The 26,833-nt window shown below is 63.9% G+C and carries 25 protein-coding genes and 1 pseudogene; 9 read left to right on the top strand and 17 right to left on the bottom strand.

Going from position 1 to position 26,833, the window contains the following annotated elements:
• Nucleotides 1–10: 10 nt before the first annotated feature.
• The 4 genes from FX984_RS30875 to FX984_RS30860 form a co-directional block, all read right to left on the bottom strand.
• Nucleotides 11–1,705 (bottom strand): ShlB/FhaC/HecB family hemolysin secretion/activation protein, encoded by a 1,695-nt coding sequence (locus FX984_RS30875; RefSeq protein WP_146478210.1) that lies wholly within the window; start codon nucleotides 1,703–1,705, stop codon nucleotides 11–13.
• Nucleotides 1,706–2,128: 423 nt separating this feature from the next.
• Nucleotides 2,129–3,055 (bottom strand): FecR family protein, encoded by a 927-nt coding sequence (locus FX984_RS30870; protein WP_027607554.1) that lies wholly within the window; start codon nucleotides 3,053–3,055, stop codon nucleotides 2,129–2,131.
• A gap of 37 nt (nucleotides 3,056–3,092) precedes the next feature.
• Complete coding sequence (locus tag FX984_RS30865) at nucleotides 3,093–3,638, bottom strand: RNA polymerase sigma factor (protein ID WP_027607555.1); 546 nt, start codon at nucleotides 3,636–3,638, stop codon at nucleotides 3,093–3,095.
• The gene (locus tag FX984_RS30860) at nucleotides 3,635–4,279 is read right to left on the bottom strand and encodes a secretin and TonB N-terminal domain-containing protein (protein ID WP_146478233.1); all 645 of its coding nucleotides are present in this window, start codon (nucleotides 4,277–4,279) and stop codon (nucleotides 3,635–3,637) included. The genes FX984_RS30865 and FX984_RS30860 overlap by 4 nt, the downstream gene beginning before the upstream one ends.
• Nucleotides 4,280–4,495: 216 nt before the next feature.
• On the opposite strand from FX984_RS30860, the gene FX984_RS30855 reads away from it, so the two are divergent.
• Nucleotides 4,496–4,795 carry a hypothetical protein gene (locus FX984_RS30855; RefSeq protein WP_027607557.1) on the top strand — a complete coding sequence of 100 codons (300 nt, stop codon included), beginning with the start codon at nucleotides 4,496–4,498 and terminating at the stop codon, nucleotides 4,793–4,795.
• A gap of 266 nt (nucleotides 4,796–5,061) precedes the next feature.
• On the opposite strand, the gene FX984_RS30850 is transcribed toward FX984_RS30855, so the two are convergent.
• The gene (locus tag FX984_RS30850) at nucleotides 5,062–6,129 is read right to left on the bottom strand and encodes an NAD(P)-dependent alcohol dehydrogenase (RefSeq protein ID WP_092359743.1); all 1,068 of its coding nucleotides are present in this window, start codon (nucleotides 6,127–6,129) and stop codon (nucleotides 5,062–5,064) included.
• A 147-nt stretch (nucleotides 6,130–6,276) separates the two neighbouring features.
• Between FX984_RS30850 and FX984_RS30845 the strand changes: the two genes are divergently transcribed.
• From FX984_RS30845 to FX984_RS30835, 3 genes are all read left to right on the top strand, one after another.
• Nucleotides 6,277–7,173 (top strand): VOC family protein, encoded by an 897-nt coding sequence (locus tag FX984_RS30845; RefSeq protein WP_146478212.1) that lies wholly within the window; start codon nucleotides 6,277–6,279, stop codon nucleotides 7,171–7,173.
• A complete protein-coding gene (locus FX984_RS30840; RefSeq protein ID WP_146478214.1) occupies nucleotides 7,170–8,561 on the top strand; it encodes an alginate export family protein in 1,392 nt (463 codons plus the stop codon). Before FX984_RS30845 ends, FX984_RS30840 begins: the two co-directional genes overlap by 4 nt.
• A gap of 89 nt (nucleotides 8,562–8,650) precedes the next feature.
• Nucleotides 8,651–9,469: an alpha/beta fold hydrolase gene (locus tag FX984_RS30835; RefSeq protein WP_027607561.1), complete on the top strand. Its 819-nt coding sequence runs from the start codon at nucleotides 8,651–8,653 to the stop codon at nucleotides 9,467–9,469.
• A gap of 46 nt (nucleotides 9,470–9,515) precedes the next feature.
• Here FX984_RS30835 and FX984_RS30830 read toward each other — a convergent pair whose 3' ends face one another.
• Both FX984_RS30830 and FX984_RS30825 read right to left on the bottom strand, forming a co-directional pair.
• Nucleotides 9,516–9,902 (bottom strand): DoxX family protein, encoded by a 387-nt coding sequence (locus FX984_RS30830; protein ID WP_092359737.1) that lies wholly within the window; start codon nucleotides 9,900–9,902, stop codon nucleotides 9,516–9,518.
• An 81-nt stretch (nucleotides 9,903–9,983) separates the two neighbouring features.
• Complete coding sequence (locus FX984_RS30825; RefSeq protein WP_027607563.1) at nucleotides 9,984–10,859, bottom strand: LysR family transcriptional regulator; 876 nt, start codon at nucleotides 10,857–10,859, stop codon at nucleotides 9,984–9,986.
• A gap of 112 nt (nucleotides 10,860–10,971) precedes the next feature.
• Between FX984_RS30825 and FX984_RS30820 the strand changes: the two genes are divergently transcribed.
• Nucleotides 10,972–12,204 carry a YbfB/YjiJ family MFS transporter gene (locus FX984_RS30820; protein ID WP_146478216.1) on the top strand — a complete coding sequence of 411 codons (1,233 nt, stop codon included), beginning with the start codon at nucleotides 10,972–10,974 and terminating at the stop codon, nucleotides 12,202–12,204.
• The gene (locus FX984_RS30815) at nucleotides 12,201–13,199 is read left to right on the top strand and encodes an NAD(P)H-quinone oxidoreductase (protein ID WP_146478218.1); all 999 of its coding nucleotides are present in this window, start codon (nucleotides 12,201–12,203) and stop codon (nucleotides 13,197–13,199) included. The genes FX984_RS30820 and FX984_RS30815 overlap by 4 nt, the downstream gene beginning before the upstream one ends.
• Nucleotides 13,200–13,459: 260 nt before the next feature.
• Here the strand turns inward: FX984_RS30815 and FX984_RS30810 are convergent, their stop codons facing one another.
• The 3 genes and pseudogenes from FX984_RS30810 to FX984_RS30800 form a co-directional block, all read right to left on the bottom strand.
• Entirely contained in the window at nucleotides 13,460–14,584 is a 1,125-nt protein-coding gene (locus FX984_RS30810; protein ID WP_146478220.1) for an alkene reductase, read from the bottom strand.
• Between the two features lie 78 nt (nucleotides 14,585–14,662).
• The gene (locus tag FX984_RS30805; protein WP_027607567.1) at nucleotides 14,663–15,340 is read right to left on the bottom strand and encodes a type 1 glutamine amidotransferase domain-containing protein; all 678 of its coding nucleotides are present in this window, start codon (nucleotides 15,338–15,340) and stop codon (nucleotides 14,663–14,665) included.
• Nucleotides 15,337–15,964: pseudogene (locus FX984_RS30800) on the bottom strand (TetR/AcrR family transcriptional regulator). Before FX984_RS30800 ends, FX984_RS30805 begins: the two are co-directional and overlap by 4 nt.
• A gap of 172 nt (nucleotides 15,965–16,136) precedes the next feature.
• Here FX984_RS30800 and FX984_RS30795 point away from each other — a divergent pair.
• Nucleotides 16,137–17,081 (top strand): GlxA family transcriptional regulator, encoded by a 945-nt coding sequence (locus FX984_RS30795; RefSeq protein WP_027607569.1) that lies wholly within the window; start codon nucleotides 16,137–16,139, stop codon nucleotides 17,079–17,081.
• Here the strand turns inward: FX984_RS30795 and FX984_RS30790 are convergent.
• Nucleotides 17,059–17,565, bottom strand: coding sequence for a GNAT family N-acetyltransferase (locus FX984_RS30790; protein ID WP_043293772.1), 507 nt, complete (start codon nucleotides 17,563–17,565; stop codon nucleotides 17,059–17,061). The two genes, FX984_RS30795 and FX984_RS30790, sit on opposite strands and share 23 nt — an antisense overlap.
• 177 nt (nucleotides 17,566–17,742) lie before the next feature.
• On the opposite strand from FX984_RS30790, the gene FX984_RS30785 reads away from it, so the two are divergent.
• On the top strand, nucleotides 17,743–18,615 hold the full coding sequence (locus FX984_RS30785; RefSeq protein ID WP_108574877.1) for an undecaprenyl-diphosphate phosphatase: 873 nt from the start codon (nucleotides 17,743–17,745) through the stop codon (nucleotides 18,613–18,615).
• A 78-nt stretch (nucleotides 18,616–18,693) separates the two neighbouring features.
• Here FX984_RS30785 and FX984_RS30780 read toward each other — a convergent pair whose 3' ends face one another.
• Genes FX984_RS30780 through FX984_RS30760 form a run of 5 tightly spaced genes read right to left on the bottom strand, consistent with a single transcriptional unit; the run spans nucleotide 18,694 to nucleotide 23,171 of the window.
• Nucleotides 18,694–19,656 (bottom strand): Dyp-type peroxidase, encoded by a 963-nt coding sequence (locus tag FX984_RS30780; RefSeq protein ID WP_146478222.1) that lies wholly within the window; start codon nucleotides 19,654–19,656, stop codon nucleotides 18,694–18,696.
• Between the two features lie 49 nt (nucleotides 19,657–19,705).
• On the bottom strand, nucleotides 19,706–20,524 hold the full coding sequence (locus tag FX984_RS30775) for a sugar phosphate isomerase/epimerase family protein (RefSeq protein ID WP_092359729.1): 819 nt from the start codon (nucleotides 20,522–20,524) through the stop codon (nucleotides 19,706–19,708).
• Nucleotide 20,525: 1 nt separating this feature from the next.
• A complete protein-coding gene (locus tag FX984_RS30770; protein ID WP_092359727.1) occupies nucleotides 20,526–21,725 on the bottom strand; it encodes an NAD(P)/FAD-dependent oxidoreductase in 1,200 nt (399 codons plus the stop codon).
• A 2-nt stretch (nucleotides 21,726–21,727) separates the two neighbouring features.
• A complete protein-coding gene (locus FX984_RS30765; protein ID WP_027607575.1) occupies nucleotides 21,728–22,048 on the bottom strand; it encodes a MocE family 2Fe-2S type ferredoxin in 321 nt (106 codons plus the stop codon).
• Between the two features lie 28 nt (nucleotides 22,049–22,076).
• The gene (locus FX984_RS30760; RefSeq protein WP_092359725.1) at nucleotides 22,077–23,171 is read right to left on the bottom strand and encodes a fatty acid desaturase family protein; all 1,095 of its coding nucleotides are present in this window, start codon (nucleotides 23,169–23,171) and stop codon (nucleotides 22,077–22,079) included.
• 162 nt (nucleotides 23,172–23,333) lie between these two features.
• Between FX984_RS30760 and FX984_RS30755 the strand changes: the two genes are divergently transcribed.
• Nucleotides 23,334–24,383 (top strand): LacI family DNA-binding transcriptional regulator, encoded by a 1,050-nt coding sequence (locus FX984_RS30755; RefSeq protein WP_027607577.1) that lies wholly within the window; start codon nucleotides 23,334–23,336, stop codon nucleotides 24,381–24,383.
• Nucleotides 24,384–24,738: 355 nt separating this feature from the next.
• Here the strand turns inward: FX984_RS30755 and FX984_RS30750 are convergent, their stop codons facing one another.
• Nucleotides 24,739–26,712, bottom strand: coding sequence for a sigma-54 interaction domain-containing protein (locus FX984_RS30750; RefSeq protein ID WP_146478224.1), 1,974 nt, complete (start codon nucleotides 26,710–26,712; stop codon nucleotides 24,739–24,741).
• Nucleotides 26,713–26,833 lie beyond the last annotated feature (121 nt).

Below are 26,833 nucleotides of genomic sequence, written 5' to 3'. Positions count from 1 at the left end.
CTTGTTGTTATTAGAAAAACAGCTCGATTCGGGCGTAGATCGGGTGTTCGCGGCGCTCAACGACGGCCGGGCGCTCCAGGGAACGGGCGAGCACCAGCGACGCCGCAAGGTGAGTGCCGCGTGCGCTGAACTCCCAGGCATGGCCGGTAAGGCGCCCGGCGACCCCGGGGTTATGCGGGCCGCGGCTGATCACACCGACGTCGTAGCCAAAGCCCACGCCCACTTCGTGCACCCAGGGGCGCAGCGCATCCCAGGCAACCGGTTGGCGCCAGCGCACCTGGCTGCGCCAGTAGCCGCCGCTGTTGCCCGACAGGTTCTGTTGCTGAAACCCGCGCACGGCACCAAGGCCGCCGACGCTCAGGCGTTGTGGTCCATAGAGTTCGTCTTCGGCGTGTTGGCCGGTAGCAAGGCTGTCGACACTCCAGTACTGGCCCAGCCAGCGAAAGGACTGCAAATAGCTGAGGGTCAGGGTGTATTTCTGATAGCGCGAGGTAGGCGCGCCGCGCTGCCTGGAGAGATCGCGCTGGGCGTCCAGGGCACCGATGCCCTGTTGCCAACCGGCATCGAGATTGAGAAAGGCATTGCCGATTCGGCGGCCATGGTTGAAGCCCAGTTGACGCTCAGTGATGCGATGGCTGGAGGTGCGCAGCAACGCGTCTTCCAGGTAGTTGCGGGTGCGCAGGTGGCTCAGGCCCAGGTTAAATGCCGTCTTGCCCAGGTTATCGCGGTGCAGCACGCGTTCGGCGCGCAACTGCTGGCTGGAGGTTTCACCTGACAGCGCAAAGGCAAACCCGGAGAGGTCGTTACGCGTGCGGTAGTAGCTTTGGCCGTGGCTGAAATTGAAGGTCCACCAACCATACGGCAGGCTGTAGAACAGGTTCTGGCTGTGGGAATGGCGCCAGCGGTCGCTGACGGTGTCGCGGTTGGCCCGCAGGTTCAACTGATCCGCCAGGCCCAGGGGGCTGTCCCAGTCCAGGCCGATACCGGCCTGCTGGCGACCGGTGCTGGTATCGCCATGGTTGTTACGGTTGGCCGAGACGCGCCAGGGTTTGAAGCGCTCGCCTTTAAGCGTCACGCGACTGCCGCCCACCGCCTGCCCCGGCAGGACCTCAAGCTGCGGCTGGCGCGAGGGCAAGCGCGACAGCTGATCCACCCATTGCTCCAGCTCACGCAGGTCGAGCACCTCACCCACGGTGCCGGGGAAGGTCATGGCGGACTCCAGCGGGCTGGCCAGCGATGAGCTGTCGAGTCCTTCAAGGCGTCCTTCCACCACAATGATGGTCAGCTCGCCATTTTTCAGGTCCTGCTGCGGCAGGTAGGCGCGGGTGGTGACATAGCCGCGATGCAGGTAATGATCAGTGAGGCTTTTGAGCACTGCGTTGAGTTGAGGCCCCCCCAGGCACCGCCCCTGCCAGGGTTCCAGCAGCGCCTGCCGCTGGGCCGCCGACAGCAACGCAGCGCCTTCGACATTGATGCGCGTGAGGGTGATGCACTGGCCGTCGTCCAGCGGCGCGGGGGCGGTTGGTGCAGCGATCTGGCCCGGCAGGTGTTGCAGGTCTTCAAGGCGGCGACGCTGTTCTTCCAACACTTTCTGCTGACGCTCACGGGCCAGTTCACGGTCGCCGGGCGACACGGTGGACGCGGCATAAAGCGGACCTGAAAGCAGCGCCATCCCCAGCAGCGCAGGTCGGAAAACAGCTGGCATCCCTTCACCCTCACACAGGTACTCAAATGGAAAGAGCACCCATGCTGCCGAGGCTGAAACGCTTAAGGAAAAGAGGAAAAGTTACAAAAAGTTCGGCGTTTTTGACGTCGTCGCCCTGCCTGTCACACAGCCGTTCGAGGACTGTCAGAGGCTTCCGAACAATGTAAGTCGAAGGAAGAAATCGGATAGGCAGTGAGACTTGAAGAGCGTGTTTCCTGGTTTTTTCATACGTTAAAAATCTCTTCCCCTACAAACAAAAGAGAAAATTCAGAGAAGATAAGAAAGGAGGTCTGTCAGAGGGGGAAGACCGGTCGCTCAGCCCATGAGCACACAGGCATACCTGAAAGCGACAGGCGTAGAACAACGGGTGATCGCGGCTCTTTTACAGCGTAAAAATCGGAGTTACCCGACGAGCGGCAGGCCTCAACTCAACAACACCACCCCACCCGGCAACTCCGTACACTTGGCCCCATACGCGTCCCGAATCAACAGCGCCACCCCTGCCAACTGCTGCAGGCTGAACCGCGCCTGGACGCGCCGTTGGCCGAGTTGCTTGTTGAGCAGCACCAGCATCCCCGGGCGGTAGCGGTTGATCTCATCCACCACCGTGGCCAGGGTGGCGTTGTTGAAGACCAGCACCTGTTCGCGCCAGGCCACGACCGCCTGGGTGTCCACCACCACCGGTTCGCCCAGGCCGGCCGCGTCGTAGCTCAGTTGCCGGCCGCTTTCCAGGCGCACGCTGCGCCCAGCCACGGCCACCGACAGCCAGCCCTCGATACAGGTCACGCACACCGTGCGGTCGGTGTTGCGCAGATTGAAACGTGCCTGCGCCGCGCTCACCCAGCCTTCGCCCGCCAGCACCTTGAGCGGTTGTGCGGAATGGGCGATCACCTCGACTTCGCCTTCGAGCAATTCAAGCCCCTGGCCCACGCGGCTGACGCGCGTCTGGGTGTTGAGTTCCAGGCTGACGCCGTCGCTTAACAGCACTTGGCGCTGTTCGCCGACTTCGGTGCGATAGTCCGCCGTGAGGCCGGCAAAACCACCGGGGGAGCCGACCTGCACCATGAGCATGGCGGCCGATGCGGCAATCGCGCCGCCCAGGAACGCCCGGCGCCCAAAGCTGCGCGGCTGCGAGACTTGCTCAAGCGCCGGGGCCAGTTGCTGCCACATCGCCTTGGCCTGCTCGAACGCCTGGGCATGCTCGGGGCTTTGCGCACACCAGGCCTTGAGCGCCTTGGCATCGGCCACGGTGGCGCGGCCCGAGGTCAGCAGGACCAGCCAGTCGCGGGCTTCATCGTGCAGGGGGCTGGCGGCGGATTGCCGAGTGGCACTGAGGCTAAAAATGTTCAAGCGCGCAAATACTCACGGTTTTATCAGGGACTCGACTCTAAGACGGTTTTCCGGCCCCGGGACCGAACCGCTGGATCACTTTTCTTTCCAGGCGCTTGGCGCAGTGGCCCAGGGCGGCCTTGATTTCCTTCTCGACCATGCGTGTGGAAATGCCGAAACGCTGGGAGATTTCCAGGTGCGGGGCTTCTTCCAGGCGGGCGGCGATAAGGATCTTGCGGCGGCGGGCCGGCAGTTCGTAGAGCGCCTTGACCAGGGACTGGATTTCTTTCTGGCCGCCCACCACCCGTGACGGATCCTGGGCTTCGTCGGCGCTTTGCAGCAGTTCTTCCACCTCGCTGCCGGTGAGCAGGCGCGCGTCGGCCTGGCGGCGGTCGGCGGCGATGTTCAAGGCCATGCGGTACAGGTAGGCATTGGGTTGTGCCAGGTTGGGCGGCACTTCCATGCGGTCGACCCGCAGGTAGGTTTCGTGCAGCACATCGTTGGCCAGGTCCTCCGAGCCCAGGCGCTTGCGCAAACGCACCTTGAAGTCGTCGTAGGAGGCCAGGAACAACCCGACCATCGTACTGTGCCCGGTATTTTTCATCCGCCCCAGGCTCCGTTTGCTGCTGTGCATTCCATGCGCATTCCTGTGGTGTCGGGCATCAAAAGTAAAGTCACCGGTTGGCGCAGCGAGCTCGGTGCCGGTCGTTCGACCCGCGTGGCGCCCAGGTTGCGTACCAGTGCTTCATCGCGTTGTTCGTCGCCGGTGGAGCTGACCAACCGACTGTATTCGATCAGCCCTTGGGGGTTGACCCACACCTGCACCAGCGCGCGGAAACTGCCGGGCCGGGTCAGCGGCGAGCGGCACAGGCTGGTCTCGATGGCCTGCTGCAAGGCCGTGGCGTAGCTGTTGTTGATCCGTGCGGCGTTGCGTGCCGCCGCACCACGGGTGGCAGGCGGCTGGCTGACCGCGGGCAACTGCAAGGTGAACGCATCATCGCGTGCATAACGCGCCATCAGGCCACTCCCCGTCAGCAACATCGCCAGAGCCTCCTGCGCCGTAAAACGCCCGCGCACACTGATGGAACGCCGGCCCCGCGTCAGTTCGCGGTCGACCAGCACCGCCATTCCGGTGGCGCGGCTGTACGCTTGCAGTGCATGTTCCAGGTCCTGCGCCGGCAGGTTCAACAGCAGCAGCGGTGACTCCGCCTGCGCGACGCGACCACCGGCCAGCAGCAACAGCAAGACCAGGGCGCATACGGCGCGCCTCCAGCCCTCCTGTTCACCCCCTGCTCTGCATCGCTGCACGGCCGACGCGCCCTAGAAAACCGTCATCCTGAGGCCAATTTATGAACCTGATGTTACGGTGATAGCAAAAAAAACATCACGGTGACGAGAGGCCCGCTGCACTAGACTTGCACACCAACCGGCCCACCCCCTCGGGCCCGCCAGGAGGCCTTGATGAAACGCTTACCGCTCCTCGCCAGCCTGTTGCTGTGCACGGCCCTGCCCTTGCACGCCCACGCCGGCAACTGCGCCGAAGTCTCGGTGGATGGCTACAAGGCGCCCGACTATGGCTGCCTGAGCCAGCAGATGGGCAACGATACGAATGCGGCCAAAGCCGCGAAGAAAAACCGCGAGGCGCAAGGCATTGCCGTGGAAAAACGCCAGCCGAACAAGGTCGGCCTGGCCACCCCGGCGGCGACCAGCGTGCGCATGGGCAACACCTTCGGCACCTCGGTGAAGCCGCAGCGGCCTTGAGGTGTTCGATGACCGTTTGAGCAACACAGCACCCATGTGGGAGGGGCATAGGTATCTACACAACTTTGTCTAAACGCTGTCCCCCCGGCAGATAGAGCTGTTGTGGTGAGCGGGGCAGCCCAGCGCGGGGCAAGCCCGCTCACCACCACCACCACCACCACCACCACCACCACCACCACCACCACAGTTACAGCGTTCCTCCTTAACTGACGGGCATCAGGGCAAGCCCCCTCCCACATTGCCCCCAGTGTTTGCCGGAGCAGTTTTCAAGCCGCGTGGCTTTCCTTTTTCAAGCTGTCCATATCGATCACGAACCGGTACTTCACATCGCCCTTGAGCATGCGCTCATACGCCTCGTTGATGCCCTGGATGTCGATCATCTCCACGTCCGAGACAATCCCGTGCCTGGCGCAGAAGTCGAGCATGTCCTGGGTCTCCTGGATCCCGCCGATCAGCGAACCGGCCAGGCTGCGGCGCTTGAAGATCAGGTTGAACACCGTTGGCGACGGGTGCGGGCTGTCGGGGGCGCCGACCAGGGTCATGGTGCCGTCGCGCTTGAGCAGGTTGAGGAACGCGTCGAGGTTATGCGGCGCGGCGACAGTGTTGAGGATGAAGTCCAGGCTGTTGGCGACCTTGGCCATTTCGTCCGGGTTCTTCGACACCACCACCTGGTCGGCGCCCAGGCGCAGGCCGTCTTCACGCTTGTTGGGCGAGGTGGTGAACAGCGTGACATGGGCGCCCATGGCATGGGCGATCTTCACCGCCATGTGCCCCAGGCCGCCCAGGCCCACCACACCGACCTTCTTGCCGGGCCCGACCTTCCAGTGGTGCAGCGGCGAGTAGGTGGTGATGCCCGCACACAACAGCGGCGCGACGGCGGCCAGGTTGGAATCGTCGTGGGAGATGCGCAGCACGAACTTCTCCTTGACCACGATGCTGTCCGAATAGCCGCCAAAGGTATTTTCACCGCCGAACACCGGGCCGTTGTAGGTGCCGGTAAAACCGCTCTCGCAGTATTGCTCCTCGCCCTCGGCGCAAGAGGCGCAGTGCTGGCAGCTGTCGACCATGCAGCCGACACCGGCGAGGTCGCCGACCTTGAATTTCTTCACATTGCCACCCACCGCCGTCACGCGGCCAACGATTTCGTGGCCGGGTACCGAAGGGTAAAGGGTGTTGTTCCACTCGTTACGCGCGGTGTGCAGGTCGGAGTGGCACACGCCGCAATAGAGAATGTCGATCTGGACATCGTCCGCCCCCGGCGCGCGGCGCTCGAAGGTAAACGGCTTGAGGGCATCCGTGGCGTTCTGGGCGGCGTAGCTGTAGGTCTTGGCCATTTCGTTCACCTGTGTGATCTGACGGTAGAGGTCAGTGGACCAGCATAGACGCTGAACCGTTCAACCGAGCACGTTTGTACAATTTCCATCGCGTCCCTGCCCCTAACCTCACGGCTTTCAATCCCGTAGAAGTGCTGGAGAGTGGGCATGGGCAGCAAAGCAATCAAGGTATCTGTGGCATTGACGCTGCTGGCGAGCGCAATGATGGGCAATGCCTTCGCGGCAACCCCGAGCGTGGCCGTGGCGCCGCAATACGACACCAGCCACGTGTATGTGGCCCCGGCGGATGTGGAGCGTTTCGCCCAGAGTTTCCTCGCCACCTTTGGCGGCAAGAGCACGCCCCAGGTGGTGGTGAACGTGCTGCCGGTGCCGAGCAGTACCACCTCGCAACTGCTGCAGACGCCGGCGGGCACGGTGTCGCTGTTCGGTTTCACCACGCCCATCCCGCACCCCTTCGGCCAGGAACGCAACGGCTACCTGGTCAAGGACATGGACGCGGCGCTCAACGCCGCGCGGGAAAACGGCGCCGCCGTTATCGTCAGCGACTTCCCGGACCCGATCGGCCGAGACGCCGTGGTGCAATGGCCGGGCGGCGTGAACATGCAGCTCTACTGGCACACCAAGACCCCGGACTACGCGGCGTTCCAGACCGTGCCGGAAAACCGCGTGTACCTGTCCACCGATCGCGCTGACGCCTTTATCAAAGCGTTCCTGGGCTTCTCCCACGGCAAGGTCCTGGCCGATGACAAACACGCGCCTGGCGTCGATGTGGGTCAGGCCACTGGCACTTACCGTCGCGTCGATATCGAGTCGCCATTCGGGCGCATGGCGGTGCTGGTCACCAACGGCCACCTGCCCTACCCCTTCGGCCACGAGACCACCGGTTACCAAGTGCCTGACCTGACGGCCACCCTGGGCAAGGCCACCGGTTCCGGCGCCAAGGTGTTGGTGCCGGCCTTTGACAGCAAGGGCCGTCGCAGCGCCGTGGTTGAGTTCCCCGGCGGCTACGTCGCGGAAATTCACCAGCTCCACGCCACAAAATGATTCGCCGCACAGGCTGGGGCCTGGCCGTGCTGTGGCCGCTGCTGGTCGGCAGCGCCCACGCCGACGAGCAACCGGCACGACCGGCCATCAAGACCAACCGCTGGCAGGAGGACTGGTCGGTGCTGCGTGACCCGGCGTTGCGCACGCAGCCGCTGGACAGCGTGAAGTACATCCCGCTGTCCAGCGCCAACCCGTTCACCTATTTGTCATTGGGGGCGACGCTGCGTGAGCGCTTCGAGATGAACGATGCCAGTGGTTTTGGGGTGAAGGACGTGAAGCGAGATCGCTACCTGATCCAGCGCTTCCAGGTGCACGCCGACCTGCACTTGAATGAACACTGGCGGCTCTTCACCCAACTCGAAGACGTACGCGCCTACGACAAGACCACGGTCGGCGGCGCCGATCAGAACCGCGTCGATCTGCGCCTGGCCTTCGCCGAATACGTCAATGCCTTCGGCAGCGGCACCCTCAAGGCCCGTGTCGGGCGCCAGGACTTCGCCTTCGACTTGCAACGTTTCATCTCATCGCGGGACGGCCCGAATGTGCGGCAATCCTTCGATGCGCTGTGGGCCGATTGGGAGACGCCCAACTGGCGCTTTATCGGGATCGCCAGCCAGCCGGTGCAGTATCAGGACGATCGGCACTTCGACGACACATCCAACCGTGACGCGCGCTTCCACATGCTGCGGGTCGAGCGGCTGGTGGGCGGCAAGAATGAGCTGTCGGCCTACTACGGCGTGTACGAACGCAGTGCCGCGCATTACCTCGACGCGGACGGCGATGAAACCCGCCATCTGTTCGACGCACGCCTGGGCGGTGCGGCCCAGGGATTCGACTGGGACATCGAAGCCATGCTGCAAAGCGGCTCGGTGGGCAGCAAGGATATTCGCGCCTGGGCCGGTGGCAGCCGCACGGGGTACACCTTCGAGAGCCTGGCGTGGAAGCCGCGCATCGGCCTGCAGCTGGACATTGCCTCGGGCGACCGCAAGACCGGGGACGGCACCGTCGGCACGTTCAACCCGCTGTTCCCCAACGGCTACTATTTTTCCCTGGCCGGCTATACGGGCTACAGCAACCTGATTCACGTCAAACCGTCGATCACCGTCAAGCCCATCGACAAGCTCAGCGTGCAGACCGCCGTCGGACTGCTGTGGCGCCAGACCACCAGCGACGCGGTGTACACCCAGCCGAACCTGCCCGTCGCCGGCACCGCAGGCCAGGGTGAACGCTGGACCGGTGCCTATGGTCAGCTGCGTACCGACTATGTGTTTACGCCAAACCTCACCGGCGCGGTTGAAGCGGTGCACTACGCGGTCGGCCGCACCTTGCGCGATGCCGGCGGCGATGACAGCAATTACCTGGGGGTCGAGCTCAAGTTCAGTTGGTGACCCCAGGCAAGCACACCCGTACAAGCCCCCGGCCCGGTTTCGGGCAATAGTGAGGCTGGTTTTTCAGTCCCTCAATCAAGGAGTTTTCCATGAGCACATTCGTTGCCAAAGACGGTACCCAGATCTACTTCAAGGATTGGGGCAGCGGTAAGCCCGTGCTGTTCAGCCACGGCTGGCCGCTGGATGCCGACATGTGGGAATACCAGATGGAGTACCTCAGCAGCCGTGGCTTTCGCACCATCGCGTTCGACCGCCGTGGCTTTGGCCGCTCGGACCAGCCGTGGACCGGCAACGACTATGACACCTTCGCCGACGACATCGCGCAGTTGATCGAACACCTGGACCTCAAGGATGTGACCCTGGTGGGCTTCTCCATGGGAGGCGGCGACGTCGCCCGCTACATCGCACGCCACGGCAGTGCACGCGTGGCCGGCCTGGTGCTGCTGGGCGCAGTGACGCCGATCTTCGGCCAGAAGCCCGATTATCCCCAGGGCGTGCCGACCGAAGTGTTCGACGGCATCAAGGCCGGGTTGCTGAAAGACCGTGCGCAGTTCATCGCTGACTTCAACACGCCGTTCTTCGGCATCAACAAGGGCCAGGTCGTTTCCGAAGGTACGCTGACCCAGACCCTGCAAATCGCCATGCTGGCGTCCCTCAAGTCGACCGTGGATTGCGTCACCGCCTTCTCCGAGACCGACTTCCGCCCGGACATGGCCAGGATCGACGTGCCGACCCTGGTGATCCACGGTGACGGTGACCAGATCGTGCCATTCGAGACCACCGGCAAGGTGGCGGCCGAGATGATCAAGGGCGCCGAGCTGAAGGTGTACAAGGATGCGCCCCACGGTTTTGCCGTGACCCACGCTCAGGCCTTGAATGAAGACCTGCTGGCGTTCCTCAATCGCTAAAACACCCGCTCCTTATTTTGGCCGGGCTCGCCCGGCCTTTTTTTGCTCAGGAGAAACGCTGGCTCAGCACCAGGCGCCCTGGCCCGCTGATCAGCAGCGTGGTGAACATGATCAACAGCAGCCAGCCGAATTGCCCTTCCAGCAGCGTCCACTCCGGATGCACCACCACCATCGCAATCAACAGCACCGCCAGAATCGGCAGGCACGCCAGGCGCACCAGCACCCCGGCGATGATCAGCAGCGGGCACAGCACTTCGGCGAAAATCGCCAGCAGCAAGGTGACATGGGCGCCGAGGTGAAACGGGTCTTCGATCTGCTTCAACTGCTCGCTGTAGTTGAGCAACTTGGGCAGGCCATGCACCCACAGCAGGAACAGCGCCCCGCTGCCTCGCAGAAACAACAGCCCCAGGTCCTGGTGTCTTGATTCGTTCATATGCGCTCCGGTGGGTTGACAGGTTATCGACCTCGATTGTGTCCACAGAGCGGTACGCACGCTTGCAACCGTGTGCTGACCTCACTCCCCGGTGCCGGCAAACCCCGCGACGATTTCATCGATCACCGCTCGCACCCGTGCGGTGTGGCGCAGGTCGGCGTGGGTCACCAGCCAGACGTCGTAAGGCAACGGCCGCGTGCGCTCCGGCCACAGGCGCACCAACCCGTCGCGCTCACCGGTGAGGATCGGGATTTCGCCGATGCCGATCCCGGCGGCGATGGAGCGGCGCACCAACAGGCTGGAACTCAGGGCGGCGACGATGCGCCCACGGCCCAGGGGTTCCGAGACCAGGGTCATGTCCTTCTGGGTTTGCAGGTACGGTTGATAGACCACAAGATCATGCCCTTCAAACAGGCTGCCCGGCTCCGGCGTACCCTGGCGATCGATATAGGCCTGGGACGCAAACAACCCCACCGGCCAGCGCGCGAGACGCCGGGCGATCAGGTCGGGGCTGTCCGGGCGGGTGTTGCGCACGGCGATGTCGGTCTCGCGTTTGGCCAGGCTCAGGAACTGGGTAGACGCGTCGAGCTGCACGCGCACATCCGGGTGCTGGATGTGCAGGCGCGCAATCGCCGGGATCAGGAAGTCGATGGCCAGGGAGTCGGTGGTGCTGACCCGTACGGTGCCGGTCAGGCGGTCATCCAGGCCCTGGATCTGGCGCTCCAGTTCCAGAGCCGAGCGTTCCATTTTTTCCACCGAGTGCAGGGCGGCCTCGCCGACGGCGGTCAGGGCGTAGCCTTCGGAGGTGCGCAGGAACAGCGTGGCCCCCAGGGACTTTTCCAGGGCGTTGACCCGCCGCCCGACTGTGGCCTGGTCGACCCCCAATACCCGTGCGGCCCCGCGCAACGTCGACTCGCGGCAAACCGCCAGGAACACCCGTGCATCATCCCAATTCATGCGGTTTCCTTATGCTGCATATCTGCATCACAGCGACGTGTATTCGCTGCATTATTGCATCCAAAAACCTGGATATGCTGGGCACCAGAGAAAAATACCCAGGACCGCCATCATGTTCGACACTCACGCCCCACCCCGCCGCTCCGTGTGGCTGCCGATCTTCGCCGGCCTGTGCGCCAGCCTGGTCAGCATCGGCCTGGCACGCTTTGCGTACACGCCGTTGATTCCGTCGCTGATCCAGGCCCACTGGTTCAGCGCCAATGACGTGGTGTACCTCGGTGCCGCCAACCTGGTGGGTTACCTGATCGGCGCGCTGATCGGGCGGCCCATCGCCCAGCGCACCTCGAACAGGACTGCGCTGCGCATCATGATGGTGGCGGTGACCCTGGCGTTCTTCGCCTGTGGCTTCCCGCTGTCGGTGGTGTGGTTCTTCGCTTGGCGCCTGCTGTCGGGGATTGCCGGTGGCGCAATCATGGTGCTGGTGGCGGCGACCGTGTTGCCCCATGTTCCGGCAGCGCGACGAGGCTTGGCCAGCGGTGCGATTTTCCTCGGCATCGGCCTGGGCATCGCCGGTTCCGGCACGCTGGTGCCGCCGCTGCTGAGCCTGGGCTTGCAGCAGACCTGGTTCGGCCTCGGCCTGCTGGCCGTGGTGTTGACCGCCGCCAGCTGGTTCGCCTGGCCTGCGGGCACGCTGCATGAAGACGCGCCGCCATCCGGCGCGGCCGTAGCAACGCCTTCCGGCGTGTACCTGCTGTTCGCCCAATACGCCTTCATGGCCGCAGGGCTGGTACCGGCGATGGTGTTCCTGGTGGATTACGTGGCCCGTGGCCTGGGGGCCGGGGCGCATATCGGCGCGATGATCTGGGTGATGTACGGCCTGGGGTCGATTGTGGGGCCGGTCACCTACGGGTTCCTGGCAGACAAACTGGGGGCGCGCTTGAGCATCCGCGTGGTGCTGGTGGTGCAGGCGATTGCCGTCGGTGCGTTGTCGTTTGCCGGCTCGTTGACTGGCCTGGCGGTGCTCGCGGTGATCCTCGGTTCTTTCCCGCCGGGCATCGTGCCGTTGGCGCTGGCGCGGGTGCACGAACTGCTCCCCGACCATCATCAGCAGCAGGTCGCGTGGAGCCGTGCCACGGTGTCCTTTGCGACTTTCCAGGCACTCTCGGGGTTTGCCTATTCCGCCCTGTTCAACGTCAGCGGAGGCCAGCATGCGCTGTTGTTCCTGATCGCCGCCGGGGCGATAGTGGTCGCCCTGGCCCTGGAGCCGGGCATGCGCCTGCTGAACCGCCGGCCGTCCGACGCGGTCCCAACCCATACGCTCATCGCTGCAGGTAATCTGAAATGACGCTTCCCAAAGAAATGACCCTGATCGAAATCACCACCCCCGGTGGCCCCGAGGTGCTGCAACCACGCCGGGCAGATGTGCCGGTGGCGGGCCCCGGCGAGATCCTGATTCGCGTGCATGCGGCCGGTGTGAATCGCCCCGACGCCCTGCAACGCGCCGGCAAGTACCCGATGAAACCCGGCATGAACCCGCTGCCTGGCCTGGAAGTGGCGGGCGAAGTCGCCGCGCTGGGCGACGGCGTGAGCGAATTCGCCGTGGGCGATAAGGTCTGCGCCCTGACCAATGGCGGCGGCTATGCGCAGTTCTGCACGGTGCCCGCCAGCCAGGCGCTGCCGATTCCTGAAGGCATGGACTGGACTCAAGCCGCCGCCGTGCCGGAAACCTTCTTCACCGTGTGGGCCAACCTGTTCGGCCTCGGCGATGCCCACACCGGCCAGCGCGTGCTGATCCACGGCGGCACCAGCGGCATCGGTACGACCGCGCTGATGCTGTGCCGCGAGTTCGGCATCCAGGCCTTCGCCACCGCCGGCAGCGCCGACAAATGCGCGGCCATCGCCCAGCTGGGCGGCGAGCCGATCAACTACCGGGAACAGGATTTTGCCGAGGTCATCGCGCAACAGACCAACGACCAGGGTGTGGATGTGATCCTCGACATCATGGGCGGCTCGTATCTGAACAACAACCTCAAGGCCCTGGCCATGGACGGGCACCTGGTGATGCTGGGTTTCCTCGGCGGCGCCAAGGCCAACGACGTCGACCTGCTGACCATCCTCGGCAAGCGCGCGGTGATTACCGGCTCACTGTTGCGTGCGCGCAGCAAGGCTGAAAAAGCCGCGATTGCCGAACAGTTGCGCGAGTACATCTGGCCGGTACTGGAAGCCGGGCGTTGCCTGCCGATCATCGACAAGGTCTACGCCTACACCGACGCCGCCCAGGCCCATGCGCGGATGGAAGGTGGGGACCATATCGGCAAGATTGTGTTGCGGGTAGAGTAACCAGCAGGCAACACAAAGCAAATGTGTGAGGCGCAAGCAGCAACCTGTAGTGAGCGGGCTTGCCCCGCGCTGGGCTGCGCAGCAGCCCCAAACACAGCCCCGGAGCTGCCTGACACACTGCAGCGCTCTTATTGGGGCCGCTTCGCGGCCCAGCGCGGGGCAAGCCCGCTCACCACAAAAAGCCCGCTCACCACAGTTAATAGTGTTCCTTCTTAAATGGCTGGAATCAGGGCAAGCCCCCTCCCACATTGACCGCGTTCTTACTCGGAATAGGTGGGGTAGTCGATGTATCCCGCCTCACCGCCACCATACATCCCCTCTTCCCGCAGCGGGTTCAACGGCCAGCCCTTGAATAGCCGTTGCGGCAGGTCCGGGTTGGCAATGAACGGCCGTCCGAACGCAATCAAATCCGCCAGCCCGGCGTCCACCAGTTTCGCGCCGCGTTCAGCGGTGTAGCGACCGGCGTAGATAATGCGACCGCTGAAGGTGCTGCGCACGGCCTCACGGAAGCTGTCGGGCAGCACGGGGGCGTTGTCCCAGTCGGCTTCGGCGATGGACACGTAGGCGATGCCCGACTGTTCCAGCACCTTGATCGCTTCGATGTAGGTGTGGTGCGGGTCTTCTTCCACCAGGCCGATGTACACACGGTCCTGGTCGGTGCCGCTGAACAACGGCGAGAACCGCACGCCCAGGCGCTCCGGCCCGACCACCTTGCTGACGGCTTCGACGATCTCGCGCAAAAAGCGCAGGCGATTGTGCAGCGAACCACCGTACTCATCGTCGCGCTGGTTGGCATGGGCCGAGATGAACTGGTTGACCAGGTAACCGTTGGCCGAATGAATTTCCACGCCGTCAAACCCAGCGTCCAGGGCATTGCGCGCCGCTTGGGCGTACTGCCCGACCAATTCTTCGATCTCCAGCACGCTCAACGCTCGCGGCACCGGCGGCTGCATCAATTCGCCGACCCCCGGCCCGGTTTGGATAAAGGCCTTGGCTTGCCGGGCTTGAATCGCCGACGGTGCCACCGGTGCGGCGCCGTCAGGCTGCAAGGCGTTGTGGGACACACGGCCCACATGCCACAACTGGGCAAAGATCACCCCGCCTTCGGCATGCACCGCGTCGGTGACCTTGCGCCAGCCGTCGATCTGCGCCGGGGTGTAGATGCCCGGCGTCCAGGCGTAACCCTGGCCACGGGGTTCGATCTGCGTGCCTTCGCTGACCATGAAACCGGCCGTAGCGCGCTGGCGGTAATACTCGGCCATCAGGTCGGTGGCGATATCGCCGGGCTGGGCGCTGCGCTGGCGTGTCAACGGTGGCAGCACGATACGGTTGTTCAAGGTGTGACGGCCCAGTTTGACCGGGGTACTTAAAACGCTGTTAGTCATTGGGGTATTCCAAATTCGAGACGAGCAAAAGCATTGGCGACTGTTGCAAGTCGCCAATGAATGAAAGGGTTAATTAACTTACGCGGTGAGTTTGAGCAGCGCCTTGGCCACGTCACTGGAACTGGCAGGGTTCTGCCCAGTGATCAGCAAACCATCTTCGAGCACGAAGGATTGCCAGTCGGCGCCCTTCTGATAGTTGCCGCCCAGTGCCTTGAAATCATCTTCAATCAGGAACGGCACCACCTCGGTCAGGCCCACCGCCGCTTCTTCCGAGTTGGAGAAGCCGGTGACGCGACGGCCCTTGACCAGCGGCTCGCCATTGACCGCCTTGACGTGACGCAAGGCGCCCGGTGCGTGGCAGACAAAGCCGATGGGCTTGCCGGCACGCTCGAAGGACTCGATCAGGGCGATGGACACCGGCGACTCTGCCAGGTCCCACAGCGGGCCGTGGCCGCCTGGGTAGAACACGGTGTCGAAGTCGTCAGCGTTGACCGTGTCCAGCTTGACCGTGCTGGCCAGGGCCTGTTGCGCGGCAGGGTCGGCGGCAAAGCGGCGGGTCTGCTCGGTTTGCGCGTCGGGCGCGTCACTCACCGGGTCCAGGGGCGGCTGGCCACCGGCCGGGGACGCCAGCACCAGTTCGGCGCCCGCGTCCTTGAACACGTAATAGGGTGCGGCAAATTCTTCGAGCCAGAAGCCGGTCTTGCGGCCGGTGTCGCCAAGCTGGTCGTGAGAGGTCAGTACCATTAATACTTTCATTTTCCAGTGCCTCGATCAGTGAATGTCTGTGTGTCCAGGGCAACCCAACAGCTGTCGGGTCAGCAGCAACGCCTCATCAAACGGCGCGGATGTCCGGGTGATCTTGCTCATGACGCTGGTCCCCAGCCACAGCGCGTACAGGCGCCGGGCCAGGCTTGCAGGGGCTTGGTCGACGTTCAGGGAACCGTCCTCAAGGCCACGCTGTATGGCGATGGCGAGTAAATCGATGGTGCGCGACGTGCCACGTTCCAGCGCCAGGCGCATGGGCTCTGAAAGGTCTGACACCTCCGCACCCAGTTTGACGGCAAGGCACTTGCCCGCATCGGTGCAACCGGTCTGATTGTCGATCCAGGCCTGCCAATAACGCATCAACTTGGCGTGCTGGGATAAACCGGGTTGGTCGAACAGTTGCTGCATGCCGTGCACGTAGTTGTCGAAGTAGGTGTCGAGCAACACGACACCGAAGCCATCCTTGGAGTTGAAGTAGTGATAGAACGAACCTTTAGGCACCTCGGCGGCTTGCAGTATTTCGTTCAAGCCCACCGCAGAAAATCCTTTACGGCCAACAATCAACTGCGCCGTGTCGAGAATGGTCTGCCGTGCACTTTTAGTTTCGCTGCTCATGCTTCACTCCGTCCGATTAGACCAGTCGTCTAGTTCGTTGAGGGAATGTTAGGGACCACGCCAACCCCTCACAATGTCATATGCGCAAGGATTCCGGACATGACCCGAAGTCGGTTGCCGTTTTCCCGGCAGCCGCCGACAATCCACCCTCCCACGCCCCTGGAGACATGCGATGCACAGCGTTGCGCTGATGGTTTACCCGAACTTCCAATCCCTGAGCCTCAGCCTGGGCTCGGTGTTCGAGTGCGCGAACCTGCTGCGTGGAGAGCCCGCCTATGAGTTTCACCTGGTGTCGGAAAGCGGCGGCGCCGTGATGACGTCCCAGGGCTTCTCGGTGAACACCTCGCCCCTGCGGCCCCAAGGCTATGACACGCTGATCGTCAGCGGTTACCTGGAGTTTCGCCTGCCGGAGGCCAACCTGCTGGCACTGGTCAAGGCCGCCTCGGCTCAATCGCGGCGTGTCGCGTCGCTGTGCATGGGCATCTTCGTGCTGGCCGAGGCCGGTTTGCTCGACGGCAAACGCACCACCACCCACTGGATCCACGCGCCGGCCTTTCGCAAGCGCTACCCGGATATCCGCCTGGAAGAAGACAAGCTGTTTATCGTTGACGGCCAGGTATGGACCGGCGCCGGCATGAGTGCCGGGGTGGACATGGCGCTGGCCATGGTGGAGAACGACCTGGGCAGCGACCTCGCCCGGCGCATTGCGCGCAAGCTGGTGATCGCCCAGCGTCGGGGCAGCGAGCAATCGCAGTTGTCTGCACTGTTGGAGTTGGACCCCAAGTCCGACCGTGTGCAACTGGCCCTGGCCTACGCCCGCGAAAACCTCACCCATGACCTGTCGGTGGACGCCCTGGCCGAGGTGGCCAGGCTGAGCCCGCGCCAGTTCAGCCGGGTATTTCGCGAAGAAACCGGGCAGACGCCGGCCAAGGCCATCGAATCCCTGCGGGTTGAAGCCGCACGGGCGATGATGGAAACCAGCCGTCATCCGGTGGAAGTGGTGGCCCGCGAAACCGGCTTCGGTGATCGCGAGCGCATGCGCCAGGCGTTTCTAAGGGCGTTCGGGCAGCCGCCTCAGGCGATGCAGCACACCTTTAATGCAACACCGCCCGCGTAACCAGGTAACTCATCAACTGCGGGTCATCCGCCAGCTCAAGGGCCTGCACCGGGCGCGGCAGGTTATCCAGCACCGTACGCCAGAACGCCTGGGACACTTCGTCCTGGTCATAAAACCGCACCAGCCAATCCGCCTCGCCGCTGCACAACACCTGGGTGGCGATGGCGCGGCCGATGCCTTTGCGACGATAGCGCTTGAGGATAAACAGGTCGGCCAGTTCCAGGGCGTCGATGCCCGGCAACTCGCTGCCTTCGATCAGCAGGAAGCCGGCGATATAGCCGTCCACCAGCAACAGGTTGGCGCTCCAGTGCGGGTCTTGCCAATAGCGGTTCAGGTGCTGGTCATGGATGTAGAAACGGCCGTCCGCCTCGACATCTTCCTGCTCCCAGTCCGACGATTCATAGGCGTAGTACTGGTAGAGATTGCGGATCAGCTCGGCTTCTTCGGGGCCGGTCTGGATCAATTCCACGGTGGTTTCAGGCATGGGGCTCTCGGTCAAAAAACGCAGGGCGCCATTGTTCACAAAACCTCGGCGCAGTCCAATAGTGCCGCGAACCTTTCTACTTGCTGAACCGATTGCAAATAGCGGCGAGCCCTGCCGAAGCGCTGAAACATTTCGAATAAACTCCGCCGGTTCGCCACTTTTTCAAGGACACGCACTTTGACCAACGTCTGTACCGCCGGCCTGGATGTGGGCTTCGCCTCCCTGGATTACCTGCAGATCTTTATCCTGGGCGTGATCCAGGGCATTACCGAATTGTTGCCGGTCTCCTCCACCGCCCATATGCGTGTAGTGCCCGCCCTGCTCGGCTGGCAAGACCCCGGTTCGGCGTTTTCGGCGGCCATGCAGCTGGCGGCACTGGCGGCGGTGGTCAGTTACTTCTGGCGCGATGTGCGCCAAGTGACCACGGGCAGCATCGGCGCGGTGCGCCGGGGCGACTACAACGATCCATGGTTCAAGCTCGCGGTGGCAATTGTGTTGGCGACCATTCCGATCGGGATTGCCGGGCTGGCCTTGTCGTCGACCCTGAACGCCTGCAATTCGCCGCTGCGCGGGCTGCTGGTGATCGGTATTTCCTGCGTGGTAATGGCGGTGCTGCTGGCGGCGGCCGAGCTGCGTGCCCGGCATACCCGCGAGGTCAGCCAGATGCGCCTGCGGGATGCGCTGATTGTCGGGGTCGCGCAGATCGGCGCGTTGATTCCGGGCGTATCGCGTTCCGGCTCGACCCTCACCGCGGCCCTGTTCCTCAACTTCAAACGCGAAGAAGCCGCGCGCTTTTCCTTCCTGCTGGGCCTGCCCGCCATCGCCCTCGCCGGTTTGAAGGAGCTGTGGGTGCTGCTGCATGCCGATATGCCCGCCCATGCCTGGCCGCATTTGTTGTTCGGGCTGGTGGTGGCCAGTGTCTCGGCGTTCTTCGCGATCTGGGGCCTGATGAAGTTCCTCGAGCGGTTCTCCACCTGGCCGTTTGTGATCTATCGTGCGCTGCTGGGGGTGTTCCTGATTGTGTCGGTCAGTACCGGGTTGCTGGGTTGATATAACACCCCGTCTCAACCCGGCATCAATCTCATGTGGGAGGGGACTTGCCCCCTCCCACATTTGAACTGCCTTGCCTTATAGCCCGCCCGTACGCTCCGCCAGTGCTTCGAGCAGGTCGGCCGATGGCACGAAAAACAACCCGCCGGTGACCGCCGTGCTGAAGTCGAGCAAGCGGTCGTAGTTGCCTGCCGGGCGGCCGACGAACATGTTTTCCAGCATCTGCTCCAGCGGCTGCGGCGAGCGTGCGTAGCCGATGAAATAGGTGCCGAACTCCCCGGCACCGGGGCGGCCGAAGGGCATGTTGTCGCGCAGGATTTTCACTTCTTCGCCGTTCTCGTCGGTGATCACGGTCAGGGCGCTGTGGGCATTGCTCGGCTTGGCGTCTTCGCCTAACTCGATATCCGACAGCTTGGTGCGCCCGATCACCTTCTCCTGGGCTTCGACCGTCAGGCCGTTCCAGGCGGTCATGTTGTGCAGGTACTTCTGCACCAGCACGTAGCTGCCGCCTTCGAATCCGGGGTCTTCGTCGCCAACGATAGTGAAGCCCACGGCCTTGCGCCCCACCGGGTTCTCGGTGCCGTCGACAAAGCCGATGATGCTGCGCATGTCGAAGTAGCGGAAACCCTGGACTTCATCCACCACCTTCACGCTATCGCCCAGGGCGGTCATCAGTTGGGTGGCGAGTTCAAAGCACAGGTCCATCTGCTCGGCGCGGATATGCAGGAGGATGTCGCCGGGCGTCGACACCGCCATGCGCCCTTCCACACCGAACTCGCGAAACGGGTGCAACGCCGCCGGGCGCGGTGCGCCGAACAAGCGGTCCCAGGCCTGCGAGCCAAAGCCGCAGACGCAGGTGAGGTTGCCCGCCGGCACGCGCTTGCCCACCGAACGCACCAGCCCGGCGATGTCTGCGCACCAGGCGCGCACGCCGTCTTCACTGCCGGGGACGATGGTGGCGACCATAAAGATCGCGCTGCTGGTGATCGGGTGGCAGACGGACTGCGGTTCAAGAGGCGGCTGAACGGAGGAAGTCGGCATGGGGCAAATCCAGGCTAAGGGCGGGAGTGAACCCGCGCAGGTTAGCAGATCATTTCCGGCACGCCTGCCACACGTCGCGAATCAAGGCCTTGAGCTGCAACGCCTCGGCCCAGCGATCACTGATTTCACGCCCGTCGGCACCGGTGATGGCATAGGGCGGCGGGCCCAGTTCGCAGGTGAAGGACAGGCTGTGCGGGGTGTCGGGGCGGGCCAGCCAGTCCTCGATCCCGTAGCGCCACCACTGGGTAAAGCGTTGCACCCAGGCCTGGTGCTGGGGGAACGCCAGCGACACCTGCACCTGTTCACTGCTGGCCACACGACCATGAAAGCCCCAGCTGTGGCGCAGGATCGTGCGGATCTGCTCATCGTCTTCAACGGCGCCGGGCTCGGGCAGCTCGCGCCCGACCACGTAGTGAGACAGGTCGGCCAGCAGCTTCAAATCGGGCATCTGCGCCAGCAGGTCGAGGGTGAACAGCAGGTCGTTGGTCAGGCGATAGCGGTGGGTTTCCAGCAGCACCGGAAAATCCACCTGCTCGGCCAGGCGTTGCCAGCCTTCGATCAAGCGGGCGGCTTCGGTTTGGGTGCGCGGGCGCACATCGGCTTGCAGGGTGAGGTGGTGGCAGCCGTGGCGGCTGATCACATCCAGTGCGGCCGCCAGGTCGTCGACGCTTTGCGGGAACAACTGGCCTTCGATCCGCAGGCCCCGCGCCGTGGCGGCGGCGTGCAGGCGCGCGACATCGGCGGCGTGCCAGTAGTGATCGGTAATGCCGTCGAAACCGGCGGCCTTGATGCGGTCGAGTTGGGCCTCCAGGGGGCCGGGCTCGGTGTGCATCGCCCAGAGGGATTGGAATACCAGGAATTGGCGCATATCAGCCTCGCAGCAGGTGTTTGAGGGACACGTCGGGGTCGGCCAGGCTGGCCGCGTTCAGGGCGATGCGCGCGTTGATCAGGCGTTCGCACAGCTTGATGTCCTTGGCCACGCTGTTGCCGGGGCCCCAGCCGCAGGCGCCTTGCAAGTGCTGGTCGGCGTCGAGGTAGAACAGCAACAGCCCCGCGCCCGGCAAGGCACGGCTGACGGTCAGCGGCGTGATCACGCCCACGGTCTGCAAGCCCCAGTCGTACTGGTCGGACCAGAAGCCGGGCAGCGCTTCGAACGGCTCCTCACGCCCGAGCATGTTCAATGCGGCATGCCGCCCTTGCGCCTCGGCATTGCGCCAGGTTTCCTGGCGCTGGTACTCACCGCCGAGGCGAAACTCGCACACGTCACCTGCCGCGTAGATGTCCGGCACGCTGGTGCGCAGATGCGCATCGACGCGAATGCCCTGCCCCACCTCCAGCCCCGCCGCCACGGCCAGCTCGATATTCGGTTGCATGCCGATGCCGACCACCACCAGGTCGCAGGGCAGTAACTGCCCGTCCACCAGTTGCACCGCCTCTGCATGGATCGACTCCAACGCCACATTCAAGCGCACGTCGACACCCTGTTGGCGATGCACCTGCAGCAGCGCCTCGGAGATGACCGGCGCCAGCACCCGGCCCGCCAAGCGTGGCCCGGCTTCGAGCACTGTCACCTCACAGCCCAGGCCACGAGCGGTCGCCGCGACTTCCAGGCCGATAAACCCACCGCCGACAATCACCAGCCGCGCTCCGGGCCGCAACGCGGATTTCAGCGCCAGCGCTTCATCGTGGGTGCGCAGGTACAACACGTTGGCCTGCGCCTGGGGCAGACGCCGCGCCCTGCCCCCGGTGGCCAGCAACAGGCCGGCGTAGGACAGCCACTGGCCGTCGGCCAATTGCAGGCGGTGCTGCGGCGGGTCCAGTTCGCGGACCGGGTTACCGGCGATATGTTCGATGCCCAACTCGGCGAGCCGGGCGCTGTCGCACAGGCTGCAGCCGGCCAGGTCCATGCTGCCTTGCAACAGGCCCTTGGAAAGGGGCGGCCGCTCGTAGGGCACGTACGGTTCGTCGCCGATCAGGATCAGGCGCCCGCTGTAGCCTTCCTCGCGCAGGGTCAGTGCCGCGCGGCCACCGGCATGGCCGGCGCCGACGATGATCAGGGCTGCGTCCATCATCAAGCCGTGACGGCGAGCAACACCCGCCCCGCTTCGACCCGTACCGGGTAGGTCTTGAGGTTGACGCACACCGGCGCGCCCAGGGCCTTGCCCGAGCGGTAATCGAAGCGCCCGTTGTGCTTGGGGCACTCGATCACATGGTCCATCACCAGGCCGTCGGCGAGGTGGATTTTCTCGTGGGTGCACAGGCCGGCGGTGGCGAAAAACTCATTGTCCGCCGAGCGGAACACCGCGTAGGTGTGCGCCCCGTGGTCGAAGCGCAGCACGTCTTCCGCGTCTATTTCGCCCACGGCGCAGACGTCGATCCATTGATCGTTCATGGCGTTTTCTCTTGTTCTTGGGTGGGATTCAGCCGGCAGTGGCTTCTGCATGCATCGGGGCCCTGGCGGCCGGTTCAGCGCTGGGGCGGATGGGACGCTGGACGAAGTAAGTCGGATCGCTGCGCTGCTTCCAGATCGTCGGAAGGATCTCCTTGTACGCCTCGAACAGGTTGGCGTACGGCGGCGGGCAGTCGCTGCGGATCTCTTCGTGCAATTGCGCCAAGGCGTGGTACGGCACCATCGGGTACATGTGGTGTTCGAGGTGGTAGTTCATGTCCATGTAGATAAAGCGCAGCACGCGGTTCATGTAGATGGTGCGGCAGTTGCTGCGGTGGTCGAGCACATCTTCGGCCAGGCCCACATGCTGGGTGAGGCCGAACACGTAGCCGAGCCAGGCGCCGTAGATACTTGGCAGCCCAACCAGCATCAGCGGCAACCAGCTGTGCAGGTACAACGCGGTGCCGATCACCAGCGCATAAATACCGACCCAGATACGCGCGGCGCGGAACACCTTGGGCCACTCGGATTCGGGGATGAAATCCGCCTCCTGGGCACTCATCTGGCCGATGGCATGGCGCGCCACACCGCTGAAGGTCTTCCAGGCCAGGGGCAGGTTGAACAGGCTGAGAAACATCATCGGCAGGCTAGGCGGGCGTGGCTCGACGATCTCCGGGTCGCGGCCGACGACGATGGTGTCGGTGTGGTGCCGGGCATGGCTCCAGCGCCACACGTGGGGTTCGAAGATGCACATGAAGCTTGCGACCTGGTATAGCACGTCGTTCATCCAGCGGGTCTTGAACGCGGTGCCGTGGCCGGTTTCGTGCCAGCGCGGGTTGGACGCGGTGCCGTACAGCACGCCATAGGCGAGGAAGAACGGCACGCAGGCCCACGTGCCCCAGAACCAGTAGCCGCCGAAGCCAGTGGCGAACAGCGCACTCACCCATATAGCGGTGTCGAGCAAGGCCGGGCCGTCGCGGCGTTGCATCAGTTCTTTCATGCGTTTACGGGAAATCGGCGATTGGTACCAACTGGCCGAGACCAGGCCTTTTTCCGCCGCGCGGGCAGCTTCGGGGCCGGTGAGGCTGTAGTCGCGCCGAGCGGTGTGAGCGGTGTGTTCAGGCATTGTTATTGTTCTCCGCAAGCGAGAGGTTTCAGGTGCTTTGCGAAACCAACGATAGAGCGCGGCTAAATCACCCTCAAGGCCTTGAATCCATTCCCTATCAAGCTATCATCCAGGCCCAGCGGGGCTTGATAGTTTTCTATCAAGACGCTCAAGGGGGCTGTCATGAACAACAATAAACGCCCGACCATCGCCACCGTCGCCGCCCATGCGGGCCTCAGCGTGGCCACCGTCGACCGCGTGCTGAATGCGCGCGCGCCAGTCAATCCGCAGACGGCCGAGCAGGTGTTCCAGGCCGCCGAAGCGGTGGGCTATTTTGCGGCGCGGCTGATCGGCCAACGCATACGCGAACGCCGGCCCACCTATCGCTTCGGCATCCTGCTGCTGGGCACCGCCCAGGCGTTCTATGCCCACCTGGCGCAGTCGATCAGCGAGGCGGCGCAGCATCACGCCAGCGCCAACCTGACCTGCCAATTCGACTACATCCACGACCGCACACCCAGCGTCATCGTCGCGCAGATCGAACAACTGGCCGTGCAGTGTGATGCCCTCGCCGTGGTCAGCTTCGCCCACCCGCTGATCAACGCCTGCCTGGCGCAGATCCGCGAGGCCGGTGTGCCGGTGGTGGCCCTGCTTTCGGATATTCACGAGCAAGCCCTGGAACCCTATGTGGGCCAGGATAACCACGTGGTCGGGCGCACCATGGGCTGGCTGCTCGCCCGCACCTGCGGCGCACGCAAAGGCAGCGTGGGGATCCTGCTCGGCGGCCATCGCTTCCTCGGTCACCAGGCACGGGTCGAAGGCCTGCACAGCTACCTGGCCGAACACGCCCCGGGGCTCAAACCGCTGGAGCCGCTGATCAACCTGGACAACTGCGACATCACCGAAGAAGCCACCCTCGACCTGCTCACCCGCCACACCGACCTGCGCGGCCTGTGCGTGGTGGGTGGCGGTGGCGACGGCATCATCAGCGCCCTGGCGCAACTGCCCAAGCGCCCGGCGTTGTGCTGCATTTTGCAGGAGTCCACGGCGCTGTCACGCCAGGCGCTGAGCCAGGGGTTGATCGATGTGGTGATGGATTCCCAGCCCAGGCAGACGGCGAACGCGCTGGTGCAGTTGCTGGTGGAATTGCAGAGTGCCGAGGGGTTTGATCCGGAGCGGCATCGGGTGTATATCGCGCCGCAGATTGTGACGTCGGAGAACATGTGTGCCTGATACATGGAGATCAAAATGTGGGAGGGGGCTTGCCCCCGATGGCGGTGGATCAGTTAAGTAGATGTCAACTGACACTCCGCTATCGGGGCAAGGGCATCTACGCAACTTTTCAGACCCTGACAAATCTCCCTGTGGCGAGCGGGTTTGTCCCGCGTTGGGCTGCGCAGCAGCCCCAGTCAAGAAGATCGCGGTGTATCAGACACTCTGTAGAGGCTGGTTTTGGGGCTGCTGCGCAGCCCAGCGCGGGACAAGCCCGCTCACCACGACAGCCCTATCCGCCGCGCTTTCAGCGTTGAGCCAACGTTGTGTAGATACCTATGGCTATCGGGGGCAAAACCCCTCCCACATGTCGACCCTATGCGCCGCGAAAATCTGCGGCACTCAACCCGAACCGACTCATCTTGTTGTACAGCCCACCCCGGGACACGTTCAGTTGCCGGGCGGCCAGGCGGATGTTGCCGCCGGTGCTTTTGAGGGCGGCGACGATGGCGTGCATTTCGTGGCTGCTCAGGTCCTGGGCGGGCTGAGGTTCGTGGTGGCGCAGCGTGGCGCGCGGTCTGGTTTCCAGGGGTAGATCGGCCGCCTGGATCAGTTCGCCCGTCGCCAGGTTGGTGGCGCGTTCGATGCTGTTTTCCAGCTCGCGCACATTGCCTGGCCAGGCGTAGGCCGAGAGCAATTCCAGCGCATCCGGGGCAAAGCCCTGTACCGATTTGCGCAGCGAACGGGCGCAGCGCGTGAGGAAGTGCCGCGCCAGCAACGGGATGTCTTCACGGCGCATGCGCAGCGGCGGTACGGTCAGGTTCAGGACGTTGAGGCGGTAGTAGAGGTCTTCACGGAACGCCCCTTCGGCCACCGCCTGGCTGAGGTTGCGGTGGGTGGCGGCAATGATCCTTACGTCCACGGGCCGTGAACTTTTCGCGCCGACGCGGGTAATTTCGCCTTCCTGCAACACCCGCAGCAGGCTGACCTGAGCGTCGAAGGACATATCGCCAATCTCATCCAGAAAGATGGTGCCGCCATCCGCCAGTTCAAACTTGCCCGCCGACCCGCCCCGGGCCGAGCCGGTGAATGCGCCTTCGACGTGCCCGAACAGCTCGCTCTGCACCAGGTCCCGTGGGATCGCGCCGCAGTTGACCGCCACGAACGGACCGTTGGCGCGGTCGCTGGCGTTGTGGATGGCCTGGGCGAACAGCTCCTTGCCGGTGCCGCTTTCGCCGAGGATCAGGGTGGTGGATTCACTGCGACTGGCGATGCGTCCCAGGTGCAGCGCGTCCTGGATCGCCCGCGACGTGCCCTGGATGGTATCGAAGGTGTAGCGCGCCTGGGTGCTGATGATGCGCCGGGTGATTTCACGGATGCGGCGGTTTTCGCGCAGGGACACGATCACCCCGCCCTGCTCCAGCGGGCACACCGAGACCAGGCAGGCGAGCTGGCTGCGGTCGTGCAGGTGGAAGGTGCAATCGAGGTCACGCACCGGCTCACCGCCGCGTAAAAGCATGGCGTCACTCAATTCACTGCGGCCCAGGCGCTGGAAGGGGCTGCCGATCAGCTCCAGCCCCACCCCGAACAGTTGCCGGGCATAACGATTGAGCGCCTTGATGCAGCCACGCTCATCGAGCACCACCAGGCCTTCGTTAAGCACTTCGAGCACGGTTTGCTGCTCTTCCAACAGCGCTTGCAGGGCCATCTGGCGGGAGACCGCTTCGGCAGCCGCTTGCACGGTGCCGAGGGTGTGAAAGTGAAACCAGCCGGGTTCGGCGGTGAGGGTCAGCATCGCCAGGGTCTGGCCCTGGGCATTCCTGATCGGCGTGGCGGCGCAGTGCATGCGGCGTTGGCGCAGGCCGCTGCCGAAGTTCTCCTCGGCCAGCACGTACACCAGCCGGTCTTCGGCCAGGGCCAGGCCGGTGCAGTTGGTGCCCTGGACCGATTCGAGCAGGCGGCTGCCGACGGGTGTGATGTCCAGCCCGCAGAAATACAGGGTGGTGCCCTCGGCGTCGGTGAGGTTGATATGCCCGCGCGGGTTATAGGCCAGCAGGCCATGCATGACCTGCGCAGCGGCGGCGATCAGGACGCGGTGAGTGGCCAGGGTGGCGGAAAGGTCGTGGGGCGCCACAAAGCGGTACTGGCTGTCATCCGGGTCGATACCCGCCTCGACACTGCGGCGCCAGGAATCCCAGATCACCTGCCGCACCTCGGCCGGGCGCTGCACCCGCCCGGCCAGGCACGCGCGCCACGCCTGTTCCAGCGCAGCAACCGGGCCGTCGTTCAGCGCCGCAGGCCCCAGGGCCGCCAGGTAGTCGAGGTCTTGTACGCTGAACGCCATGCTCATCGGGCGATATCCATGTTCATGTTTTTGACATGTCAGTATAGGCATGTCATCAGAATGAACACATTTTGTTTATTGTATTTTATAAAGTCTTAATTATCAGACAGTTATAAATTGGCATAAC

The organism is Pseudomonas marginalis, assembly GCF_008692035.1.
In the GTDB taxonomy this organism is placed as follows: domain Bacteria; phylum Pseudomonadota; class Gammaproteobacteria; order Pseudomonadales; family Pseudomonadaceae; genus Aquipseudomonas; species Aquipseudomonas marginalis.
Note: the sequence above shows the minus strand (reverse complement) of the source record. Positions and strands in the feature narration are given on the sequence as shown.

Bases quoted from the DNA above. Each gene is read 5' to 3' on its own strand.
- FX984_RS30875 (WP_146478210.1), bottom strand. From the start codon at position 1,705: ATGCCAGCTGTTTTCCGACCTGCGCTGCTGGGGATGGCGCTGCTTTCA.
- FX984_RS30865 (WP_027607555.1), bottom strand. From the start codon at position 3,638: ATGAAAAATACCGGGCACAGTACGATGGTCGGGTTGTTCCTGGCCTCC.
- FX984_RS30855 (WP_027607557.1), top strand. From the start codon at position 4,496: ATGAAACGCTTACCGCTCCTCGCCAGCCTGTTGCTGTGCACGGCCCTG.
- FX984_RS30850 (WP_092359743.1), bottom strand. From the start codon at position 6,129: ATGGCCAAGACCTACAGCTACGCCGCCCAGAACGCCACGGATGCCCTC.
- FX984_RS30845 (WP_146478212.1), top strand. From the start codon at position 6,277: ATGGGCAGCAAAGCAATCAAGGTATCTGTGGCATTGACGCTGCTGGCG.
- FX984_RS30840 (WP_146478214.1), top strand. From the start codon at position 7,170: ATGATTCGCCGCACAGGCTGGGGCCTGGCCGTGCTGTGGCCGCTGCTG.
- FX984_RS30835 (WP_027607561.1), top strand. From the start codon at position 8,651: ATGAGCACATTCGTTGCCAAAGACGGTACCCAGATCTACTTCAAGGAT.
- FX984_RS30830 (WP_092359737.1), bottom strand. From the start codon at position 9,902: ATGAACGAATCAAGACACCAGGACCTGGGGCTGTTGTTTCTGCGAGGC.
- FX984_RS30825 (WP_027607563.1), bottom strand. From the start codon at position 10,859: ATGAATTGGGATGATGCACGGGTGTTCCTGGCGGTTTGCCGCGAGTCG.
- FX984_RS30820 (WP_146478216.1), top strand. From the start codon at position 10,972: ATGTTCGACACTCACGCCCCACCCCGCCGCTCCGTGTGGCTGCCGATC.
- FX984_RS30815 (WP_146478218.1), top strand. From the start codon at position 12,201: ATGACGCTTCCCAAAGAAATGACCCTGATCGAAATCACCACCCCCGGT.
- FX984_RS30810 (WP_146478220.1), bottom strand. From the start codon at position 14,584: ATGACTAACAGCGTTTTAAGTACCCCGGTCAAACTGGGCCGTCACACC.
- FX984_RS30805 (WP_027607567.1), bottom strand. From the start codon at position 15,340: ATGAAAGTATTAATGGTACTGACCTCTCACGACCAGCTTGGCGACACC.
- FX984_RS30795 (WP_027607569.1), top strand. From the start codon at position 16,137: ATGCACAGCGTTGCGCTGATGGTTTACCCGAACTTCCAATCCCTGAGC.
- FX984_RS30790 (WP_043293772.1), bottom strand. From the start codon at position 17,565: ATGCCTGAAACCACCGTGGAATTGATCCAGACCGGCCCCGAAGAAGCC.
- FX984_RS30780 (WP_146478222.1), bottom strand. From the start codon at position 19,656: ATGCCGACTTCCTCCGTTCAGCCGCCTCTTGAACCGCAGTCCGTCTGC.
- FX984_RS30775 (WP_092359729.1), bottom strand. From the start codon at position 20,524: ATGCGCCAATTCCTGGTATTCCAATCCCTCTGGGCGATGCACACCGAG.
- FX984_RS30770 (WP_092359727.1), bottom strand. From the start codon at position 21,725: ATGGACGCAGCCCTGATCATCGTCGGCGCCGGCCATGCCGGTGGCCGC.
- FX984_RS30765 (WP_027607575.1), bottom strand. From the start codon at position 22,048: ATGAACGATCAATGGATCGACGTCTGCGCCGTGGGCGAAATAGACGCG.
- FX984_RS30760 (WP_092359725.1), bottom strand. From the start codon at position 23,171: ATGCCTGAACACACCGCTCACACCGCTCGGCGCGACTACAGCCTCACC.
- FX984_RS30755 (WP_027607577.1), top strand. From the start codon at position 23,334: ATGAACAACAATAAACGCCCGACCATCGCCACCGTCGCCGCCCATGCG.
- FX984_RS30750 (WP_146478224.1), bottom strand. From the start codon at position 26,712: ATGAGCATGGCGTTCAGCGTACAAGACCTCGACTACCTGGCGGCCCTG.